This is a genomic window from Pseudomonas sp. MIL19 (assembly GCF_028680365.1).
Lineage (GTDB): Bacteria > Pseudomonadota > Gammaproteobacteria > Pseudomonadales > Pseudomonadaceae > Aquipseudomonas > Aquipseudomonas spirodelae.
Genome location: NZ_JAPPVG010000033.1, coordinates 1 through 16,227, shown reverse-complemented (window position 1 = coordinate 16,227; position 16,227 = coordinate 1). Strand labels below are relative to the sequence as shown.

General features: G+C 56.7%; 15 protein-coding genes. 7 read left to right on the top strand and 8 right to left on the bottom strand.

From position 1 onward, the window contains the following. Positions 1 to 146: 146 nt before the first annotated feature. Together N1078_RS16510 and N1078_RS16505 are read right to left on the bottom strand one after the other, a co-directional pair. Positions 147 to 539: a VOC family protein gene (locus tag N1078_RS16510; RefSeq protein WP_274089233.1), complete on the bottom strand. Its 393-nt coding sequence runs from the start codon at positions 537 to 539 to the stop codon at positions 147 to 149. 56 nt (positions 540 to 595) lie between these two features. Next, positions 596 to 3,166: a heavy metal translocating P-type ATPase gene (locus N1078_RS16505; RefSeq protein WP_274089232.1), complete on the bottom strand. Its 2,571-nt coding sequence runs from the start codon at positions 3,164 to 3,166 to the stop codon at positions 596 to 598. Positions 3,167 to 3,550: 384 nt separating this feature from the next. On the opposite strand from N1078_RS16505, the gene N1078_RS16500 reads away from it, so the two are divergent. From N1078_RS16500 to N1078_RS16490, 3 genes are all read left to right on the top strand, one after another. Further along, the gene (locus N1078_RS16500; protein WP_167143887.1) at positions 3,551 to 4,156 is read left to right on the top strand and encodes a DUF6088 family protein; all 606 of its coding nucleotides are present in this window, start codon (positions 3,551 to 3,553) and stop codon (positions 4,154 to 4,156) included. Positions 4,157 to 4,260: 104 nt separating this feature from the next. Next, a complete protein-coding gene (locus tag N1078_RS16495) occupies positions 4,261 to 5,244 on the top strand; it encodes an AAA family ATPase (protein ID WP_274089231.1) in 984 nt (327 codons plus the stop codon). A 188-nt stretch (positions 5,245 to 5,432) separates the two neighbouring features. Then, positions 5,433 to 7,781: a S8 family peptidase gene (locus N1078_RS16490; RefSeq protein ID WP_167143881.1), complete on the top strand. Its 2,349-nt coding sequence runs from the start codon at positions 5,433 to 5,435 to the stop codon at positions 7,779 to 7,781. Positions 7,782 to 7,878: 97 nt separating this feature from the next. Here the strand turns inward: N1078_RS16490 and N1078_RS16485 are convergent, their stop codons facing one another. The 6 genes from N1078_RS16485 to N1078_RS16460 form a co-directional block, all read right to left on the bottom strand. Beyond that, positions 7,879 to 8,079 (bottom strand): heavy-metal-associated domain-containing protein, encoded by a 201-nt coding sequence (locus N1078_RS16485; protein WP_167143878.1) that lies wholly within the window; start codon positions 8,077 to 8,079, stop codon positions 7,879 to 7,881. Between the two features lie 157 nt (positions 8,080 to 8,236). Continuing rightward, a complete protein-coding gene (locus N1078_RS16480; RefSeq protein ID WP_167143875.1) occupies positions 8,237 to 10,603 on the bottom strand; it encodes a heavy metal translocating P-type ATPase in 2,367 nt (788 codons plus the stop codon). A 5-nt stretch (positions 10,604 to 10,608) separates the two neighbouring features. Further along, positions 10,609 to 10,854, bottom strand: a complete 246-nt coding sequence (locus N1078_RS16475; RefSeq protein WP_167143872.1) for a DUF2933 domain-containing protein — start codon at positions 10,852 to 10,854, stop codon at positions 10,609 to 10,611. A 103-nt stretch (positions 10,855 to 10,957) separates the two neighbouring features. Continuing rightward, complete coding sequence (locus tag N1078_RS16470) at positions 10,958 to 11,491, bottom strand: cupredoxin domain-containing protein (protein ID WP_167143869.1); 534 nt, start codon at positions 11,489 to 11,491, stop codon at positions 10,958 to 10,960. Between the two features lie 148 nt (positions 11,492 to 11,639). Beyond that, a complete protein-coding gene (locus N1078_RS16465) occupies positions 11,640 to 12,197 on the bottom strand; it encodes a cupredoxin domain-containing protein (RefSeq protein WP_167143866.1) in 558 nt (185 codons plus the stop codon). Positions 12,198 to 12,360: 163 nt separating this feature from the next. After that, a complete protein-coding gene (locus tag N1078_RS16460; RefSeq protein ID WP_167143863.1) occupies positions 12,361 to 12,720 on the bottom strand; it encodes a co-regulatory protein PtrA N-terminal domain-containing protein in 360 nt (119 codons plus the stop codon). 206 nt (positions 12,721 to 12,926) lie between these two features. On the opposite strand from N1078_RS16460, the gene N1078_RS16455 reads away from it, so the two are divergent. The 4 genes from N1078_RS16455 to N1078_RS16440 are packed head-to-tail and all read left to right on the top strand — an operon-like array spanning position 12,927 to position 15,936. After that, on the top strand, positions 12,927 to 13,610 hold the full coding sequence (locus N1078_RS16455; protein ID WP_167143860.1) for a heavy metal response regulator transcription factor: 684 nt from the start codon (positions 12,927 to 12,929) through the stop codon (positions 13,608 to 13,610). Further along, positions 13,607 to 14,998, top strand: a complete 1,392-nt coding sequence (locus N1078_RS16450; protein ID WP_167143857.1) for a heavy metal sensor histidine kinase — start codon at positions 13,607 to 13,609, stop codon at positions 14,996 to 14,998. Before N1078_RS16455 ends, N1078_RS16450 begins: the two co-directional genes overlap by 4 nt. Next, the gene (locus N1078_RS16445; protein ID WP_167143854.1) at positions 14,995 to 15,192 is read left to right on the top strand and encodes a hypothetical protein; all 198 of its coding nucleotides are present in this window, start codon (positions 14,995 to 14,997) and stop codon (positions 15,190 to 15,192) included. Before N1078_RS16450 ends, N1078_RS16445 begins: the two co-directional genes overlap by 4 nt. A 9-nt stretch (positions 15,193 to 15,201) precedes the next feature. Further along, positions 15,202 to 15,936, top strand: a complete 735-nt coding sequence (locus N1078_RS16440) for a helix-turn-helix domain-containing protein (RefSeq protein ID WP_167143851.1) — start codon at positions 15,202 to 15,204, stop codon at positions 15,934 to 15,936. Positions 15,937 to 16,227 lie beyond the last annotated feature (291 nt).

The following is a 16,227-nucleotide window of genomic DNA, read 5'->3' as shown; positions in this document are numbered from 1 at the left end:
TTACCTCTTTCACTCGTTGGCGGAAGAGGTAAAAGCCTTAAATCACGCGTTTGATGCTCAGGTAACCGTGGTGCGCTCAGCTCCTGCAACTATCTCTTATTTTCATCTCCATTTCGTTACTGGCACAGGACTGCTGGTACTTGGTTTTACTGGTAGTGCCCGCCTCGCTGGAGAACTTTGATTTTGTAGCCGTCGGGGTCCTGAATAAAAAAGGAGCGGGCCAGCAGCTCGCCTCCTTTTTTAAATTCCTTGATGGGTGCAGGCTTTAAACCGAGGTTGCAAAGCTGTTTGAAATGCAGGCCCAGATCGTCGACGACGAACGCGACCTGACCGTAACAACTGCCGTGGCTGTATTCGGCCTGTCCGCTGCTCCAAGTGAGTTCGATTTCAGCCTCGCTCTCGAAATTGCGCAGATAGACGAGGGAGAAATCGTCAAACTCAATGCGATGGGTTTCCTTGAGTCCAAAGGCTTGCTGGTAGAACCGCAGTGAAATATTGATATCCGTCACCCGGATCTCCGTGTGAATAAGTTTCGGCATGCAGTTCCTTCCTTAACCTGTATTGGTGTTCAGTGCAGAGGTGCTTCGGGCCAAGATCAGTGCTCGGACACCCGGCGTGACTTGGTCGATACCGCCAGGTTTACTGAGTTCGCGGTGCTGGTTTCGACCGTCATAGGTGCCCGGAAACGTTTGAGTCGGAGCGCGTTGCCGAGCACGAAGACACTGGAGAAGGCCATCGCGGCAGCAGCGAAGATCGGCGAAAGCAGCGTGCCGTTTACCGGGTAGAGCGCGCCCGCCGCGACCGGAATCAGCACGGCGTTGTAGGCGAAGGCCCAGAACAGGTTTTGCTTGATGTTGCGGATCGTTGCCTGGCTGATCGCGATGGCGTTCGGCACGCCACGCAGGTCACCCGACATCAGTACTACGTCAGCTGCCTCGATCGCCACATCGGTTCCCGTCCCGATGGCCAGCCCGACGTCCGCTTCTGCGAGTGCCGGCGCGTCGTTGATACCGTCGCCCACGAAGGCGACCCGAGCCCCATTGATCCGGAACTTCTTCAGTGCTGCGACCTTGCCGTCGGGCAAGACCTCGGCAGCGACTTCATCGATGTCGAGCTGCTTGGCGATCGCTGCGGCTGTAGCAGCGTTGTCACCCGTGATCATCGCGACTTTGAGCCCGAGCGCGTGCAGCGCCTTGATCGCAGCGGGCGTCGTTTCCTTGATCGGATCGGCGACCGCGATAATCGCCGCCAGGCGGCCGTCGATCGCGGCATAGAGCGGGCTCTTGCCTTGCTCGCCAAGACGCTGGGCGGTCGGCAGGAAGCTCGACACGTCAAGGCCGAGCTGCGTCATGAACCGGTTCGCGCCGACAGCGACGGTCCGACCGGCGACCTTGGCAGACACGCCGAAGCCTGGTGTTGCGTCGAAGCCTTCAATGGGTGAAAGGGTGATGTCCCGCTGCTTTGCGGCTGCGACGATCGCTTCGGCGATCGGATGCTCTGAGCGAGTCTCGACCGCCGCAACGAGAGCCAGAACCTCGTTGTATTCGAAGCCCTCGGCGGGAATGAGGTCGGTCAGCTCGGGACGTCCTTTGGTCAGTGTGCCGGTCTTGTCGAGTGCGACCACGCTCACATCGCGCAGCGCCTGCAAGGCTTCACCCTTGCGGAAGAGAATGCCGAATTCGGCCGCGCGGCCAGTACCGACCATGATCGAGGTCGGCGTGGCCAGCCCCATGGCACACGGGCAGGCGATGATGAGAACCGCGACCGCATTCACGAGCGCGAAGGTCAGCGCCGGGTCTGGGCCGAAGATCAGCCAGACCAGGAAAGTCAGCGCGGCCGCCGCCATCACGGCCGGGACGAACCACATGGTCACCTTGTCGACCAGCGCCTGTATCGGCAGCTTGGAACCCTGCGCTTCTTCGACGAGGCGGATGATCTGCGCGAGCATCGTGTTCGCGCCGACCTTGGTTACGCGGAAACTGAAAGCGCCCGTCTTGTTGATCGTGCCGCCTACGACCTCTGCCCCCGCTCCCTTCGACACGGGCACCGGCTCGCCGGTGATCATGCTCTCGTCGACATAAGAGGTGCCCTCGACGACCTCGCCGTCGACCGGAATCTTCTCGCCCGGACGAACGAGCACGACGTCACCTGTCGCCACTTGATCAAGGGCAATTTCGATCGTCTCGCCGTTGCGCTCGACGCGCGCGGTCTTGGCCTGAAGTCCGACTAGCCGCTTGATCGCCTGCGACGTTCGCCCCTTGGCGCGCGCTTCCAGCGTTCGTCCGAGCAGGATCAAGGTCACGATGACCACGGCGGCTTCAAAATAGACGTTGGCGGTACCTTGCGGAAGCACTTTGGGTATGAAGGTCGCGACCACCGAATAGCCGTATGCAGCCGCAGTACCGAGCGAGACCAGCGAGTTCATGTCGGGGGCGACACGCAGCAACGCCGGTACGCCCTTGCGGAAGAAGCGCAGGCCCGGACCGAATAGAACGAGGGTGGCAAGCGCGAACTGGATATACCAGCTCGTCTGCTGACCCAGGCCCCCCATCACCCAATGGTGCACGGCTGGAATGAGGTGAGAGCCCATCTCAAGGATGAAGACTGGCAAGGTGAGGATGGATGCAACAAACAGATCGCGCCGCAGCGCCCGTGCCTCGCTCTCACGACGCTCGGCGTCCTGATCTCCAGCAGTCGCCGTTTCGACGGACAAGCGGCGGGACTTGTAACCCGCCTGTTCGACTGCAGCTTCAAGGTCGGTCGTGGTGACAACCCCAGCAAGGTGGCGCACCCGCGCGCGCTCGGTCGTCAGGTTGACCGTGGCTTCGAGTACGCCCGGGATTTTTGCGAGCGTCTTCTCAACCCTGCCCACACATGAAGCGCAGGTCATGTCCTCGATCGCGAGCTCGGTGGTCTCTTCGCGAACGGTGTAGCCAGCACTCTCGATGGCGCGCACAGCCGCCTGCGGACTGGCCAAGCTGGTGAAGGTTATGTCGGCGCGCTCGGTGGCCAGATTGACCGTAGCCGTCTGCATGCCGGGAACCTCTTTCAGCGCACGCTCGACACGGCCGACACACGATGCACACGTCATACCTTCGACGGGCAGGCTCAGGCGAGTGACTGAGGCCATGGATGGATTGACGTCTTGTTGGGCAACGGAAGCCATTGAAATATCCCTTGAATGTTTCTGTTGAAGAGAAGTTTCAAGCTTCCCCGTGTGGGAAGGTCAAGGCATGTGGGCGATTTATTTCACGACGCGCCAGTTCGAACTGCCGTCGGCACTGCCGCAACCCGCATCAGACTCTGGGCTGAGCCCGCACGCTAAGAACTTTTGGGTGACAGCTGCTTGGCTCGCACCTGTACTACATGCGCGAGCACCTGTGCCGCTTTAGCCTTCGCACCGTTGTGACGTTCAGCGCAGCCTCGAATACCTGTAGCTCAGTAAGAAAGAGCCGGTTAGCCCAACTCTGGCGACAAAAGACGAACGGCTGTTGCTCAAATGTCAGAAGTATAATCAAATATCTGACATTGATATGAGCCGAGCTTTCATATGCGATCGATCCCGCAAGCGATCTTGGAACGCAGCCAATCCCTAAGCGAGGGTGGAGTTCTTGCGCCCAAGGAGTTTCTTCATCTTGGTAGTCGTGCGGCGGTTGATCAGGCGTTTTGTCGCTTGGCTAAAGCCGGGCAACTGATGCGAATAGCGCGCGGTATTTACGTTGCGCCGGTGCGTGAAAAAGACCAGGCCAGGGCACCGTCGGCAGAGTCATTGGCGAAATCAATCGCCGCTCAGGGTAAGCAGTGCATCTCGCTCGATGGCGCACAGGCCGCGAGATCAATGGGGTTGACGCGAGCTGCTTCTACTAAAGAGGTGTACCTCACCACAGGGCGCAGTAAGCGGTTAGTAGTCGGCTCCCGGACAATTTACTTCCAGCACGCGCCCTACTGGCTGTTCTCCTTGGGTGCGACGCCGGCCGGGGATGCGCTCAGGGCGATGGCCTGGGTGGGCAAAGATCAGGCTGAAAATTCGGCCCAGAAACTTCGGCGGCACTTAGCGGAGGTGGAGTGGGAAAGCCTAGGTTCGGTCCGTGCGAGCCTTCCCAGCTGGATGGCCACCGCCCTTGGCAGGGCCGCGGTGTTAAATGAGTTGCGTTGAACTCAGGCCAGACACTGATTGCTTGTGTGAATAAAAGTTGACGTATTCAAGGTCAGAAGCGGGTCTTAACGATTAAACTAACCCTTACGGGAAGGTAGATAACCATGGCTAGCGGCGAACAACTGAAAGCGCTTCTGCGCTCGCATATCAAGGGAGATGACACGCATTTCTTTGCCGTTGCTATGCAGATGGCGGCCCATGAGGCTAAGCAGGGGCACGGGAAGCTTGCAGAAGATTTGCGGGCTCTAATTGATTCGGCCAAGAAAAATCGTCTGCCTTCCGGGCAGCCGGTGCCCATAGGCCAGCCGCGCGGCGAGCTGAGCAACCTGCTGTCAGTAGCTCTTCCGAAGACTCGCTTTTCGGAAATGATCCTGGACGAGGCCACTCATGGCCGTCTTGGAAGAATCATCAATGAGCAGCGCAACTTCGAGAAGATCCGCGCACATGGCCTCTCACCTCGCCGCAAGCTGCTTTTGGTAGGGCCACCCGGTACCGGCAAGACCATGACCGCCTCGGCGCTTGCCGGCGAGCTTGGGATTCCGCTGTACATCGTCCGGCTTGATAGCCTCATCACCAAGTACATGGGTGAGACCGCATCCAAGCTGCGTCAGATTTTTGATGCCATTCGCGATACACGCGGCATATATTTCTTCGACGAATTCGATGCCATCGGCTCCCAGCGTGGCCTTGCCAACGACGTGGGCGAAATCCGCCGCGTCCTGAACAGCTTTCTGCAAATGATTGAGCAGGACCAGTCCAATAGCCTGATCATCGCTGCTACCAACCACCCTGAAATTCTTGACTACGCCTTGTTCCGGCGCTTCGATGATGTTGTCGAATACGGACTGCCCAGTCAGGAACAGACCAAGGCTGTGCTCAAGAATCGACTGGCGAACTTTTCCAAGTCGATTCGCAGCTGGGACAAACTCTGCAAGGTCGCAGAGGGGCTCAGCCATGCAGAACTGGCGAGGGCGGCAGACGACGCGATCAAGGACACGATCATTCATGATCGTACCGAGATGGCGGTCAAGGACGTGGAAAGACACCTTGAAGAACGGAAGACTTTCCACGGGAGGCGGCACTCCTAACGTAGTAGAGCATTTAGATGACGGAATCGATCAACGGACAACGGCCTCACTTTCATCTCCAGGGACAGGGACTACCCGAACGGTTCCGATCCACAGCATCAGCAACACGAGACCCTCGCTACCCCACGCCAAATCGAGGGGCTCATGGCGGGAAGCTACTCGCTCAACTCCAGCATGTCAGCGGTCAGATGGCCTCTGCAGTGCAGCTGCAGCGCGAAGCATCTGAAAGGCAAATGCGACAAGGGGACAGGCCCGATGGTGGGTACGGCCTGCAAATCGAATTTCGCAGTGAGCCTGGTTACGCGCTTGCATTCGAAGGACTTGCCCGAGGCGCTCAGCGCATCGAGCTTATGAACCTGCGTCATGACCCCGCCACGAATACTGACTTCGCCACTGTGTTTGTTCCAGATGGCCAGCTCAAAGCCTTTGAGAACCTCGTCAGGCAATACCTGGAGGTAGAGACCTCCAAGGGGAGTCCGCGCAACGCTCCACTCCTGAATCCAATCCAAGAAATCCGAGTCGCAGCTTTCAACGCCTTGTGGACCGATGATCCTGCAGTGTTGCCGCCAGATGAAAACGAAACTATTTGGTGGGAATTCTGGCTGCCTATCAGGGACGGCCGTGAAGCAGTGCTGAACCGCTTTAAGTCGGTTGCCGAAGCATGTGGCTTTCATACATCCGAAAAAGTGCTGAAGTTTCCTGAGCGGACAGTCCTCAATGTCTACGCCTCACGAGCAGCCATAACTCGGTCACTCTTGCTGCTCAACGAAGTCGCCGAGATTCGTAGAGCCAAGGACACCGCCGAGTTTTTTGATGCTCTTGCGCCGCTAGAACAAAGAGAATGGGTCGAGAACCTGCTTGAGCGAACCACCCCCGCAGGGGACGACAGTATCCGCGTCTGCCTCCTAGATACCGGAGTCAATCGGGGCCACCCACTCTTGGCTCAGCACATTGACGCGAATGACCTCTATACCGTCGATGCCAACTGGGGGCTCGCGGACACTACGGGTCATGGCACAGAGCTAGCTGGAATCGCACTTTATGGTGATCTGTTTGACCCTCTTAGTGGACAAAGCCCCATTTCGATCGAGCACCGCCTTGAGTCGGTGAAACTGCTTCCCGCTGCCCAAGGAAATCAGAAGGAGCCCTACGGCGCGCTGATGATCGACGCTGTAACCCAACCGGATACTGCCAAGCCAGAAGTGCGCCGGGTCTACAGCATGGCGATCACCAGTCTCGATTACCGGGATCGTGGCCGCCCTTCCGCATGGTCAGCCGCAGTTGATGAGCTCGCATCCGACGTATTGGGGGAGAGAGCCAACCCTCGTTTGATCGTCGTGTCTGCCGGTAATGCGGACAAGAACCAGGCCACCCTCTACCCGCACAACACCACCACAGACGGAATTCATGACCCGGCACAGGCCTGGAATGCGCTGTGCGTAGGTGCTTACACCCAGAAAGTCACTATCGACCCTCCCAATCCTGGATTGCGCCCGATCGCTGCCGCAGGCAGCCTCAGCCCATATAGCACGACTTCTGGGACCTGGACCAACTCGGCCTGGCCCTTGAAACCCGATGTAGTGTTCGAGGGAGGCAACCTGGCCACAGATGGGCATACAGCCTACACCGAGCCATGCCTATCCCTCGTAACCACTGCCCACGAACCAGAGCGACGGCTGTTGACGACGACCAGCGCCACCAGCGCAGCATCCGCGCTGGCAGCTCGTATGGCGGCACAAGTCTCCACCAACTACCCACAGTTCTGGCCCGAAACTGTGCGAGCCCTAATCGTGCACTCGGCTGAGTGGCCTGATCGTATGCGACAGGATTTCCTTGCTGCTGGCACTAAGGCCGGCTACGAAAATCTGGTTAAGCACTGCGGCTTTGGCGTACCAGACCTGAGTCGTGCCCTGTGGAGCGCCGGCGACTCCTTGACCATGATTGTCGAGGATCATCTGAGGCCGTTCATGAGGCAGGGCACCAAGCCGCCCACCGCGCGGGACATGCATCTTCACTTGCTTCCCTGGCCACAGGAGGAACTGCTCAACCTAGGCAACATCGAGGTGGAAATGCGAGTGACCCTTTCCTACTTCGTAGAGCCAAACCCTGGCATAGCCGAACGCGGTATCAAGGGGCGCTATCGCTACGAGTCGCACGGCTTGCGCTTTGATGTCAGTCGCCCAAACGAAGACCGTGACCAGTTCCGCCAGCGCATCAACAAGCGTGCACGGGATGAGGAAGAAGGTGGTTACCAGGGCGGCGGCTCAGATCCGAACTGGCTGCTCGGTACTCAGACACGGCATCGCGGTTCTCTCCACTCGGACATCTGGCGAGGCACTGCAGCCGAACTGGCGGGTCGGGGAATGCTTGGTATCTATCCCGCACTGGGGTGGTGGAAAACTCTCGTTAAGCAGCAGCGATATGACGACACCGTGAGGTACAGTCTGGTGGTGTCGATCAAAACTCAGCAAACGGATATTGACCTCTACGCGGCCGTGGAAACTCTGATCGAGGCCCAGGTAGCGGTGCTGGTCTGATATTAAGAGTTCAAATGAGGTCATGGCCCCGAAGCCATGACCTCAGCGCTCGCAAAAGCTCGGATTGAGGGTGTCTCGATCACCACTCAGTTGGCGCTTACGCGCTGACCTGCGCGGCATAACCCAGGTCTTGAATCACCTTGCGGATAGATTCCGCGGGTTCTTGGCTGTCTACCGATACCTTGCCGGCAGCACGGTCAATCTCCACTTTTGCGGTGTCATCTACCGCCTGAATTGCCTTTGTGATCTTGCTGACGCAACTGCCACAACCCATTCCTGATACCTGTAGAACGAACATAAATCACCTCGTTGGTTAGGCGGCATAGATGCCGTAACCTGAGCATCGACCTTGACACGATGGTAAGGTCAAGCTTGTTTTTTAGCGTTGGTAGATGTTCTTTCGGAATTGATGGAATTACTGATACCTGCCGACTGGCTTTAGATTCACGTTCATTTCAGTCGATGCGGGTTTTCCGCAGCCTCAATGCGTTGAATACAACCGATGCTGAACTGACGCTCATGGCCAGTGCCGCAATCATGGGCGACAGCAGGTGGCCAGTCAGGGGATAAAGAACCCCTGCTGCGAGTGGAATTCCCATGGCGTTATAGATGAAGGCAAAGGCTAGGTTCTGCCGCATGTTTTTCACCGTGGCTACGGACAAGGTTCTTGCCCGTAAGATGCCCATCAGATCACCTTTGACCAAGGTCACCTGAGCACTGTTCATGGCCACGTCAGTACCGGTTCCCATCGCGATACCGACATCGGCACGGGCCAGTGCGGGGGCATCGTTGATGCCGTCGCCAGCCATGGCCACTCGGCGACCGTAGCTCTGCAGGTCGGCCACCAGCTTTTCCTTATCCTGGGGTTTAACCTCGCCATGGACTTCTTCGATACCCAGTTCCTTGGCCACAGCTCTTGCGGTCGTGAGTCCATCACCGGTGGCCATGATGACTTTCACATCGACCTCTTGAAGTCGGATGACTGCTTGCTTGGCGCTCGGTTTGATCGGGTCAGAGACAGCCAGCAGCCCTGCCAGTACGCCATCTACCGCCAAGTAAATAATGCTGATGCCCTCCAGTCGAAGTTGCTCTGCACGGTTGCGCAGAGGGGTGACATCTACTCCGGCCTCTTCCATCAGCGCAGTATTACCCAGTTGCAGTTGTCGACCGTCCACGTGGCCACGCACACCAATGCCTGAGCCCGACTCGAAAGAATCCGGCTTGGCCAACTCAACGCCTTGGGCGCGGGCGTGGTCAACGATTGCATGAGCCAGCGGATGCTCGCTGCCTTGATCGAGGCTTGCAGCAAAGCGCAGCACCTCGTTAGGCGCGAACTGACCGCTACCCTCTGCGCTATGAAATACAGGCCGTCCCTCGGTCAGCGTGCCGGTCTTGTCGACGATCAGCGTATCGATCTTGCACAGGTTCTCTATGGCACTGGCATCGCGGAACAAGACGCCACTGGTGGCAGCTTTGCCTGTCGAGACCATCACCGACATGGGGGTCGCCAAGCCAAGTGCGCAAGGGCAGGCAATGATTAGTACGGCAACCGCGTTGATCAGGCCGAATACCCAGCCCGACTCCGGTCCGAAAAAGCCCCAGCCGAAGAACGTGAGGATCGCGATGGCGATCACGCCGAGTACGAAATAGCCCGCGACTGCATCGGCCATGCGCTGCATGGGGGCCTTGGAGCGCTGTGCTCTGGCGACCATCTGCACGATTTGGGACAACATGGTGTCGGCCCCCACCTTCTGCGCCTGCATTACCAGGCTACCGTGGGTATTCATGGTTGCGCCGATCAGCGTATCGCCAACGCGCTTGGTAACCGGTAGCGGTTCGCCGGTCAGCATGGCCTCGTCGACGGCGCTTTCGCCTTCGAGAACGGTGCCGTCAACTGGGACTTTCTCGCCGGGACGTACTCGCAGATGGTCGCCCAGGTGCACATGGGTCAACGGAATATCTTCTTCCTGGCCGTCAGGGTTAATGCGCCGCGCGGTTTTGGGTGCCAGGCCCAATAGCGATTTGATTGCGGCTGAGGTTTGTGAACGAGCCTTGAGTTCGAGCATCTGGCCCAACAACGTCAGGGAGATGATTACCGCCGCAGCCTCGAAGTAGACACCAATGCGCCCGTCCTGGAAGAAAGCTTGGGGGAACAGCTGTGGGGCCAGGGTCGCAGCAACGCTGTAGAGGTAGGCTGCGGCTGTACCCAGGCCAATCAGTGTCCACATATTTGGGCTGCGATGACGGACTGAGTCGATGCCTCGGGCAAAGAATACCCAGCCGCCCCAGAGTGTCACAGGCGTCGCCAAGGCAAGCTCTACCCAGTTCTGCGTTGCGCCATGAAATAGCGTTAATGAGTGGCCGGCCATAGCCAAGACCGTCACGATAATCGTGAGTGGGAGTGTCCACCAGAATCGCCGGGAGAAATCTTTAAGTTCTGAATTCTCCTCTTCCTCCAGCTCCGGAATCACTGCCTCCAAGGTCATGCCACAGATGGGGCAATTGCCAGGTTTTGGCTGGCGTATTTCTGGATGCATAGGACAGGTGTACTCCGCCGTCCCTGCGGCCCCTGATGAGGGAGGCGCAGCTTCATGATGCTGGTGTTCCGTACTCTTGGGCGGGTTCGAATAGCTGGTAGGTGCTGCCCGGAACTTCTCCTGGCATTTCGCGCTGCAGAAACGGTATGTCTGACCTTCGTGGCTCTCACTGAATGGGCTGTCTGGCTTGACGGCCATGCCGCACACCGGATCGTGCTGACTCCCATGCTGGTCTTCCTGATGCTTGGAATGCTCATGGTCAAGTTGGCGCGATGTGGTGTGCATAGGGCTTACTTCCGGTTGTCGTCCTTGGGAGTATCAGCACCATCCTGATGGGAATGCCCACCATGGTTGTGGCCGAACATGTGCATCAGCGGGCACAACAGCAGAATCAAGTAAGGCAGTGCCTGGGAGATGTGGCCAAAATGCTCGCGGGCCACATAAAAAACGGCGATGACAGCCAACATGATCAGTGCAATGCCAGTTTTGCTTTTCCAGAATGGCAATTCAGAGCCTGGGTGGTGGGAGTGGTCCATAGCTCGATCCTCGTTTGAGTTGAGGCAGTATTGGTGGGACAGCAAATGATAATAGTCTCTACTGCGTCCCAGCAATTGACGTATATCAATCCGAACTCAATGATTAGCGTACGTTCACTTTACCAACCATCCCCGATTGGTAATGGCCTGGGATGTTGCAGGCGAACTCAAGCCCCGTTGCCTTAGTAAAGGTCCATACCAGTTCTTCAGTGGCTCCCGGCTCGATCAAGACGCTGTTTGGATCGTCGTGTTTCATGCCGACCATCTTCATCCCGCCCATAGCATGATCCATGTTGCTCATGTCCTGTGCGCCCGTTGGAGACAGCGTGCCGTTCTGAAACATTGCGGCCATTTCTTTTTGATGTGCTGCATGTGCGGCTGCCATGCCCAGGTTGAATTCATGCAGTAGCGAGCCCTCATTCTTGAGTACGAAGCGGACGGTTTCTCCTGCTTTGATATCAATGCTCTTCGGCTCGAAATAGATATCGCCCATCTTGATTTCGATGATGCGATCAGCTTGCTTGGCGTCTCCTGGTTGGCCTATATCGCTTTTACTATGGCTCGGGTTAGCCATGGCAGCAGAGGCGGAGAAAACCAGGGTTGTGGCGAGAAAAAATGAAGTTAGTTTGGCTTTCATAATGCATCTCGGAAAATGGAGTTGTTAGGAACAACATCAATGCTAATCAGGCGGTGCTGTCAGCTGGCTTACGCGAAAACTACATATCTGAAAGATGCACTGAAATCAGGTGCGGCCCGGCATTGGCCGGGGGCACCTGATTGTTGTCTCAGCGCATTACGAATTCACCGACCATCCCGGCCTGATAATGTCCAGGGAGGGTGCAGGCGAAGTTGAGGTTGGCCGAGTCGCTGAAGGTCCAGACAAACTCCTTGGTAGTTCCGGGCTCAACAAGGATGGCGTTTGGGTCATCATGTATTGCTTCAACGACTTCAGGAATGCCAGGTGGATTGGAGTCTCCAAGGCCCGACCGTTCATGCCAGACGATTGACTTCGCTTTGCCTGTTGGCGTCAGTGTGCCGTCCTTGACCAAAGCAGCCATTTTGCGTTGATGATCCAGTTGCGATACGGCTTTACCGATATTGAATTCGTGCATCAGTGCCCCTTCGTTCTTCAACACGAAGCGGACGGTTTCGCCAGGCTTCACATCGATAGACTTCTGGCCGTAGCTGATGTCATCCATTTTCACGAAAACTGTACGTGTAGCGGGGGTTGCTTTGGCCGGCTGACCAATGTTGCTTTCAAGGCCAAGCGTTTGTGCCGAGGCCTGAGTTGCAGCTGCGAACAGCAGCGCCGTGATCAACAACTGGGGGCGTGAACGTTTCATGATGAGACCTCACTGAGGTGGTTGGAAATCTCATGCTATTCCCCGTTTCCTGCCGGGGGGCTGACCCCAAAACTACAAATTAGTCAGCTTGAAAAAAACGCGGCACCGTCGAGGTGCCGCTAGGCCAAAGGAGCAATCATGAAGGCCTTGAAGATGGGAATTCTTATGGGTGACACTCTTTATCGGCCATCATCAGCTTGTGCTCACGCATCATCTGCGCAAGTACGTCGTCGACCAATTTGTCGTGTCGCTCCATCCACGCAAGATGTTCTTCCGTAGATATGCCGGGAGCAGGATGCTCGCTGTGAAGCTGGTTCATCATCTCGTCGAGCATTTTCATGTGCTCTTTCATATGCACATGGCGCTCGCTGGCGGGAGCCTTTTCCGCCTGAATTAGTACCGCTTCGGCTTTGTCTCGCATGCTCTCGATGCGCTCGAAGACGCGGTCACTCCCGCCCTCTGCCCAAACGGCTGAAGCAAGCAGGAGCGAACCAACCAGAAATAAAGGTTTAAGCAGTTTCATAGGGCAGTCTCCTCAATTGAAGCAGTGACCGGCACCTCTGTTGTTATTCATTAGAGGGCCAAGAGCACAACCTAGTGCTCATGCTTGCACCCTAGACAGGGCCGCCTGACAGAGGCCTGAAGCTAGGATTACATTTTCGTAAGCTTCTGGTTGGGAGGGGGATTTGACTGCACACTCAGGCCACTCAAAATTTGGGAACCGCCCGCATGAAACTTCTGGTCGCTGAAGACGAGCCAAAAACAGGCACTTACCTGCAACAAGGTCTCACTGAGGCTGGCTTCAACGTCGACCGCGTTATGACGGGAACGGATGCACTCCAGCATGCGCTGAGCGAGGCCTATGATCTGTTGATTCTGGACGTGATGATGCCGGGCCTGGATGGCTGGGAAGTGCTGCGGATGATTCGGGCTGCAGGTAAGGATGTCCCGGTGTTATTTCTGACGGCGCGGGACGGTGTCGAGGATCGTGTGAAAGGTCTAGAGCTGGGGGCGGACGACTACCTGGTCAAGCCCTTCGCTTTTTCTGAGTTGTTAGCCCGCGTCAGGACATTGCTCCGCCGCGGCAATAGTTCGCCGACGCAGACCACAATGAAAATAGCCGATCTTGAAGTTGATCTGCTTAAGCGTCGTGCCGTGCGCAGTGGTAAGCGGATTGATCTGACTGCAAAGGAGTTCTCGCTGCTCGAATTACTGCTGCGTCGGCGTGGCGAAGTTCTTCCCAAGTCGTTGATCGCGTCCCAGGTCTGGGACATGAATTTCGACAGCGACACCAATGTGATTGAAGTGGCTATCCGACGCTTGCGGGCGAAAATTGACGATGATTTCGAGCTAAAACTGATTCATACCGCTCGTGGTATGGGCTACATGCTTGATGCGCCGGAGTCTGAATGAAGCACCTGTCACTGACCGCGCGTATGAGTTTGATGTTCATGTTTGCGGTGATTGCAGTCCTAACGGTGGCCGGCCTGAGTTTCAACGAGCTCAGCCGGCATCACTTCATGATGCTTGACCAGCAGACGCTGGACGAGAAGCTAGAATCGACTCAGCAAATCCTGAGTAATACGCGTAGCCATGCAGACCTTGAAGAGGTGCTGCCTCAGCTGAAAGCGCTGTTAGGGGCTCACCACGATTTAGCGGCGATCATCCTTGCAAACGACGGTACCGTGCTTTTTGCCGAGCCACTGCCTTTCAATATTCCCGAGAAATACCGCCTCAATCCTGACCACGGCATGTGGGCGTGGGAGGAAAATGGACACATGTATCGAGGGATGACCGCGCAGGTATCAACCCCTGACCAACCTGCGTTTCTAACGGCTTTGCTGATCCTTGATGTGACCAACCATGTGCATTTCTTTGAAACGTTGCAGCGGTGGTTCTGGATTGGCTTGGTGATTAGCGCACTGGTCAGCGCTGCGTTGGGCTGGGTGGTCGCGCGTAGTGGGTTGAGACCCCTGCGACAGGTGACCCATGTCGCGACGTCGATGTCTGCGCGGTCACTGAAGGAGCGCATTCCACTGGAGCCCGTCCCTCTTGAGCTTCAGCAGTTGGTGACTTCGTTCAATGCGATGCTTGCCAGGCTCGACGATGCATTTGTTCGGCTCTCAAATTTTTCTGCCGATATCGCCCATGAGTTACGCACACCACTCAGTAATCTGATGACGCACACCGAGGTGGTACTCACCCAAAAACGTAACCTCGAAGCCTATGAAGAGAATCTTTACTCGAACCTAGACGATCTGAAACGCATGTCGCGAATGATCGATGACATGCTGTTCCTGGCTAAGTCGGACAACGGCCTGATCATTCCCGAGCAATCGCGCATTGAGCTCAGCGAGGTAGCCACCAAGCTGATTGAGTACTACCACCTATTAGCGGACGAGCAAGGCATCCAGTTGGTTGTGACCGGCTCTGGCAGCGTGCTGGGTGACAAGCTGATGCTGGATCGGGCGATCTCGAACCTGTTGTCCAATGCGTTGCGCTATACAACTGCCGGGAAGACGATATTGGTAACGATCAAGTCGACCGCAAGTGCCGTTACTCTAATTGTCGAGAACCCAGGCGAAACCATCAAGCCGGAGCACCTGGATAAGCTCTTCGACCGTTTCTATCGAGTAGACCCGGCTCGCCGTGAAGGCAGCCCGAGCAATGCCGGGCTTGGCTTGGCCATTACTCGATCCATTGTGGCGGCCCACAATGGCAAGATCTGGTGCACTTCCAGCAATGGCATCACCGCCTTTCACATGGAATTTCCCCCAGCAACCATCCTAGGAGCGCTATGACCAAAGACGAGTTGAGGGCCGAACTTGAGCGACAAGCACAAAGCTTTGTCGCTACCACGGGAGCTGAAGTTGTGTTGTACGCCGCCCAGCGCAAGCCTGACCGCCAGCCTTGGCGCAAGAAGCCGAGCTTGTTAGATGAGGCTTTTCAGGCCGAAATTCGCAAAATCGAACAGCAGCACGACACAAAGGCCTGAGGCGCTTAAATGGCCATTTCCGAGGGCGTCTGCTGGCGTGGAAAAGCCTGGGTATCGCCAGGGCTGGGGATCTTCTTGGGGCATGCTGGCAGCCATGATCTGCACAGCCATATGGCGCACCAAGTGACCATTGGCCTTTGCGGTCAAGTGACGGTGCGAGGTCTGAATCAGGTGCTTACTGCTCCGGCCATCTGCATAAAGGCTGGCACACTGCACCAGATTGAAGGCACTGAAGTGCTTTCGATCTACCTTGATGCGCTGTCGGAAGAGGCCCGTGCCATGAGCTGTATATCGGCCGCCCAGTTGGTCTCGATCCCGGCAGACAATACGGCTGCCATCGAGCAGCTACTTGAAACGCCGGAGGTATCTGCTCAGCTGGTTCGTGAGGAGGTCAGGCGACTACTAGGCCTGAAAACACCGCAGGCGGCTGATCCGCGTATGCGGGCTGTGCTTCAGGCGCTGGAAGAGCGACAAGATGATCGGGTGCGACTGGCCGCGCTTGTGCATCTGTCGCCCACCCGGTTCTCTCATTGGTTTGTCGAGCAAACCGGACTTCAGCTGCGTAGCTATCGCAAATGGAGTCGGCTGGTTGTGGCGCTGCAGTTCGTATCTATCGGACATAATCTAACAGCGGCCGCTCATGCCGCTGGATTTGCCGACGCAGCCCATTTTTCACGTTCTTTTCGTGCGCTGTTCGGACTCGACCCCTCTTCAGCGCTCGGTCATGTGAGGCTACAAAGCTGACATTTACTTCAACCGGGATACTTCTACCGATGCTGTTTGCGTATCCACAGCCCGAGTTATTAGCTCCTTCGTTCAAGCGTATAGCGGGCGAACAGTTCAAAGTGAAACCAACTGCATGGAGGGTTCACAATGGGCAGCGCGTCGAGGTTTTTGCTTCGCTGGTTTAGTTATCCGGCGATTTTCGGTGGTATATCGGCAGCGATGATCTGGCTGCTGTTGGCGCTGATGGAAAATTGACCCACCCTGCCGATTGAAATTTGACCCAGGGCGGATTGCTGATTTTGTTACCAG

Bases quoted from the DNA above. Each gene is read 5' to 3' on its own strand.
- N1078_RS16495 (WP_274089231.1), top strand. From the start codon at position 4,261: ATGGCTAGCGGCGAACAACTGAAAGCGCTTCTGCGCTCGCATATCAAG.
- N1078_RS16490 (WP_167143881.1), top strand. From the start codon at position 5,433: ATGGCCTCTGCAGTGCAGCTGCAGCGCGAAGCATCTGAAAGGCAAATG.
- N1078_RS16505 (WP_274089232.1), bottom strand. From the start codon at position 3,166: ATGGCTTCCGTTGCCCAACAAGACGTCAATCCATCCATGGCCTCAGTC.
- N1078_RS16485 (WP_167143878.1), bottom strand. From the start codon at position 8,079: ATGTTCGTTCTACAGGTATCAGGAATGGGTTGTGGCAGTTGCGTCAGC.
- N1078_RS16450 (WP_167143857.1), top strand. From the start codon at position 13,607: ATGAAGCACCTGTCACTGACCGCGCGTATGAGTTTGATGTTCATGTTT.
- N1078_RS16460 (WP_167143863.1), bottom strand. From the start codon at position 12,720: ATGAAACTGCTTAAACCTTTATTTCTGGTTGGTTCGCTCCTGCTTGCT.
- N1078_RS16455 (WP_167143860.1), top strand. From the start codon at position 12,927: ATGAAACTTCTGGTCGCTGAAGACGAGCCAAAAACAGGCACTTACCTG.
- N1078_RS16510 (WP_274089233.1), bottom strand. From the start codon at position 539: ATGCCGAAACTTATTCACACGGAGATCCGGGTGACGGATATCAATATT.
- N1078_RS16465 (WP_167143866.1), bottom strand. From the start codon at position 12,197: ATGAAACGTTCACGCCCCCAGTTGTTGATCACGGCGCTGCTGTTCGCA.
- N1078_RS16440 (WP_167143851.1), top strand. From the start codon at position 15,202: ATGGCCATTTCCGAGGGCGTCTGCTGGCGTGGAAAAGCCTGGGTATCG.
- N1078_RS16475 (WP_167143872.1), bottom strand. From the start codon at position 10,854: ATGGACCACTCCCACCACCCAGGCTCTGAATTGCCATTCTGGAAAAGC.
- N1078_RS16470 (WP_167143869.1), bottom strand. From the start codon at position 11,491: ATGAAAGCCAAACTAACTTCATTTTTTCTCGCCACAACCCTGGTTTTC.
- N1078_RS16500 (WP_167143887.1), top strand. From the start codon at position 3,551: ATGCGATCGATCCCGCAAGCGATCTTGGAACGCAGCCAATCCCTAAGC.
- N1078_RS16480 (WP_167143875.1), bottom strand. From the start codon at position 10,603: ATGCACACCACATCGCGCCAACTTGACCATGAGCATTCCAAGCATCAG.
- N1078_RS16445 (WP_167143854.1), top strand. From the start codon at position 14,995: ATGACCAAAGACGAGTTGAGGGCCGAACTTGAGCGACAAGCACAAAGC.